The organism is Ectobacillus sp., from assembly GCF_056992975.1.
The window spans coordinates 1-3,384 of sequence record NZ_JBXKMX010000273.1 but is presented as its reverse complement, the minus strand read 5'-3'; the positions used below and the strand labels follow the sequence as shown (position 1 = coordinate 3,384).

Annotated in this window: 7 protein-coding genes; all 7 read right to left on the bottom strand. The window is 36.6% G+C overall.

The window, feature by feature from the left end; genetic code table 11:
• Positions 1-144: 144 nt before the first annotated feature.
• On the bottom strand, positions 145-369 hold the full coding sequence (locus tag AC11ZT_RS12505) for a hypothetical protein (RefSeq protein WP_484059913.1): 225 nt from the start codon (positions 367-369) through the stop codon (positions 145-147).
• 10 nt (positions 370-379) lie between these two features.
• Positions 380-901 (bottom strand): dCTP deaminase, encoded by a 522-nt coding sequence (gene dcd, locus AC11ZT_RS12500; protein ID WP_484059912.1) that lies wholly within the window; start codon positions 899-901, stop codon positions 380-382.
• 104 nt (positions 902-1,005) lie between these two features.
• Complete coding sequence (locus AC11ZT_RS12495; protein WP_484059911.1) at positions 1,006-1,299, bottom strand: ribonuclease H1 domain-containing protein; 294 nt, start codon at positions 1,297-1,299, stop codon at positions 1,006-1,008.
• Complete coding sequence (locus AC11ZT_RS12490) at positions 1,299-1,901, bottom strand: hypothetical protein (RefSeq protein WP_484059910.1); 603 nt, start codon at positions 1,899-1,901, stop codon at positions 1,299-1,301. The genes AC11ZT_RS12495 and AC11ZT_RS12490 overlap by 1 nt, the downstream gene beginning before the upstream one ends.
• 10 nt (positions 1,902-1,911) lie before the next feature.
• A complete protein-coding gene (locus AC11ZT_RS12485; protein WP_484059909.1) occupies positions 1,912-2,637 on the bottom strand; it encodes a helix-turn-helix domain-containing protein in 726 nt (241 codons plus the stop codon).
• A gap of 147 nt (positions 2,638-2,784) precedes the next feature.
• Positions 2,785-2,952, bottom strand: a complete 168-nt coding sequence (locus tag AC11ZT_RS12480) for a helix-turn-helix domain-containing protein (protein WP_484059914.1) — start codon at positions 2,950-2,952, stop codon at positions 2,785-2,787.
• Positions 2,953-3,169: 217 nt separating this feature from the next.
• On the bottom strand, positions 3,170-3,384 hold a 215-nt coding region (locus AC11ZT_RS12475; protein WP_484059908.1), incomplete at its 5' end, for a hypothetical protein.

The following is a 3,384-nucleotide window of genomic DNA, read 5'->3' as shown; positions in this document are numbered from 1 at the left end:
TGCAAGCGTTGTAAACAGGACATATCTCACAATTGCTTTTATTTACATGACACACTTCGTACTTCATTATTTCCACAATAGACATTTTTTTCATTTTGGAATCTCCCTTCACACAATTACGCACTTTTTTCATATGTTCTACACTTAAAGTTTTTCGATTTCCTCGGCAATATCCTTCAACCAATTTTCATAGAATACAACCGATCCGGCAAAGTGATTATTGGCATCTTCTATAAATGCTCCAGCCAACATTAGCATGGCTCTGCTTTCTAGTTGTTCTTTGGAACTTTGCAACCACTTTTCCAATATGATTTTCCTTACGCTCAATTCATCCACCTTTGAAAGTTTTGAATAATTAATATTGCTCATATCCTACCTCCTACTCAAAGTCCTTATACATCAAACTTGGTCTAACTTCTCTGCTGCCTTGATACTTGCCGGAACAGTAATTGTCATATTCCCCTTCGATCGTATGGTAAAATATCTGACAGATTTCTACTTCTGGATATATCCTGATAGGCTGAACGCATTGTAACTCTAATGTCCACGCGCCCTTGAATCCCACATCACCGAATCCAGCGGTAACATGTATGTACAAGCCTAACCTACCTATTGAGGAACGTCCCTCAAGCATTGGCACTAGATTCTCCGTAGCCGTATATTCCATTGTCCTGCCTAGATATAACTTCCCAGGCTCTAGTATCAGTCCGTCCTTCGGTATCGTCAGCTTGCTATATCTGTTCTCTTTTTTCATGTCTAGCACTACTTCATCATAGACGAGCAGTTCATCAGCTAGTCTCAAGTTGTAGCTGTTGGGGTTTATTCTGCTTTCACAGAACGGATCAATAACAATGTCACCTTGTTTTGACCTATTTAAAATTTCCTTGCCTGATAAAATCATTCGTTGTCCTCCTTAGAATTTTTACCTACCCAAAATCCGACCATGTAAATTGCTATTACTAAAAACAATCCTGTGTTTCCATCGATATACATGGTTATTCCTCCTTAGTAATTTTTACATTGTCCGTTTTTATCTATCTTAACTTTCCTGCTTGTACATCTACCGTTAGAAGCATATTCGCAAGTAGCTTCACAGTATACGGTTATATGAGCCTTAGAGCCTTTATCAGCCACTTTAGGCTTATCGGCTAGTAAGTATGCCTGTGCATCTTCCAGTGTGTTAAAACCGCAGTATTTAGCATTTTTAAAGCCATCGGTTAATTCTTGACATTTAGGCCACGTTTCCACTATCACGTTTGATTTCCTGCCTTCCTTTACGGCATAAAATTTCTTCGCCACTAGAATTCCTCCCTTGCATAGAAAAATCCATCTTCGCCTAGAATCATGTCATATCCAAATGGCTTTGCACCATCGATTAGATAATCAACATCTTCAGCAAGCACCTTGAATCTTATTTTATCTCCCTCGACAATAGGATTCATAATATCAATGTGGTCGAATATCTGCTGTGTCATTGTTATATCAACCATGTGCATTTTAACCGTATGCGCCTGTGTTTTCTTTGTCTTTTTGCTTTTAAAGTAGTAAGTACATTCAACTCTATCTTCTGGATTATATTCTTCGCTATCAAATAGCATCTTCAATTGCCCCGTTACTTTGCCTTCTCCAAGCATCTTCTTGTTTATGTCCTCGGTAACTTTAACCATTAGCGATAAGTAAAGTGTGAGAGGGATTTCGTCACCCTCGCACATCTTTATTATTTTGTCATACTGTGATTTAGAAAACTCCATATCCATTATTCTGTTGAGTTCAGTACATAGGAAGGCTGTGTTTAATCTCATTTTGATTTTATCGCCATCCTCATGGTATTCAATTAAATTTTTATCCTGTAATTCGTTTAAACCTTTTTTTATTTTGTATTCATTCAAATCAGTTATCATAAACTTCCTCCTAATTTATAATTATTTCTTCAAACTCGCAACATCTTCCAATATGTACTGCAATTAAATCCATAAACTTAGCCTTCACCATGCCTTTTATACAAGCATCAGGAGCAGTAATGTTAATAATCGTTCCATCTTGCTTTATATCTAATGGCTTAATAAACGATTCAAAAGTAGTTTCAGTTACTTCGGTTTTAATACGTTCATGAAATTGATCTAATAACGGCAGGGAATGGAGGAGAGGAGAATTCCCTCTTTCTGAATAGTTCTTTATATTATAGTTCTTTGTAATTAGTTCTTTATATTGCGCATCTGGTGCACTAGGGTACTGCATATCGTGCGCTAGGGGTACTGCATCTGGTGCACTAGGGTGGTGCATGCTGTGCACTAGGTTATAAATGTCTACTGTGTACAAATTGGAATCGTTATATGTAACTTCTCCATCTTTGCTTTTCTTGTATCGTTTAACCTTTGTAATAGCACCTTTTTCATATAAGGATTGTATTACATAATCAGCTTTCCTCTTGCTCATTCCACATTTAACCGCAATAGTTTGAACGCTAGGGAATGCTTGCGACCCTTCATTACTACACCTATATAAATAAGTGCATATTACTTTTTCATAAATGTCTAACCCTAAATCTTTGTCAAATAAAATATTGGGCACTTTAAAAAAATGATCCTTCACGCCAACCAAACACGCTTCTTCAATATTAAACTTGTTTTCAGACATAATAAAAACACCTTCTTCTGCTGTAAAATTTCTTGAAACAACACGAAACAAGGTGTATAATGAACTTAACAAAACATAGAAAACTTTGTAAAGAACATTTACACCCAAGAAGTCTTGCTCTCCCTAAAAGCAGGACTTCTTCTTTTTTTATTGATATTTCTTATTTCGTTCATTTATCCATTTTTCAACCTCCTCTTTCTTGTATCGTATGAGCCTACCGTTGATTTGCATAAAAGGAAGTCCATCCCTCCTCCAATACATAACAGCAGTATTTGTCACCTTGAACATCTCGCATAAATCCTTTGTGCTCAACATCTCTCCCACAATCATCACTCCTTTATATAAATTATAACTCTAATCATATCTATATTCAACCTTTACCACCCACTACCTTATTTTTTTCAGCACATAACATCGTATCGCTTTAGAGCCTACCTAAGGCTTCATAAAAATAGAGACAAGCAAAGTATCAATCGAATACCTCCCCTGTCCTTATATAGGCTCTAAAGCCCCTCTATGTACCTTTACACGCTTACCATAACCAACGCCGTTTCTTAGGCTCGTCTATCAGCTTAACTTCTTCCTTCTGCATTTGCTGTTGTGCGTTCCCTAAAAGTATTTGCTGATTCTCTGTTAGCCGTAGTAAATCTGATATAACCTTGTCCTTCTCCTGTAATTGGTTTGTTAATACATCAATAACGGATTGCAAATCAATTGAATTTGATTCTGTCTTAGGTTTGAAAATCT

Bases quoted from the DNA above. Each gene is read 5' to 3' on its own strand.
- dcd (WP_484059912.1), bottom strand. From the start codon at position 901: ATGATTTTATCAGGCAAGGAAATTTTAAATAGGTCAAAACAAGGTGAC.
- AC11ZT_RS12485 (WP_484059909.1), bottom strand. From the start codon at position 2,637: ATGTCTGAAAACAAGTTTAATATTGAAGAAGCGTGTTTGGTTGGCGTG.
- AC11ZT_RS12490 (WP_484059910.1), bottom strand. From the start codon at position 1,901: ATGATAACTGATTTGAATGAATACAAAATAAAAAAAGGTTTAAACGAA.
- AC11ZT_RS12505 (WP_484059913.1), bottom strand. From the start codon at position 369: ATGAGCAATATTAATTATTCAAAACTTTCAAAGGTGGATGAATTGAGC.
- AC11ZT_RS12480 (WP_484059914.1), bottom strand. From the start codon at position 2,952: ATGTTGAGCACAAAGGATTTATGCGAGATGTTCAAGGTGACAAATACT.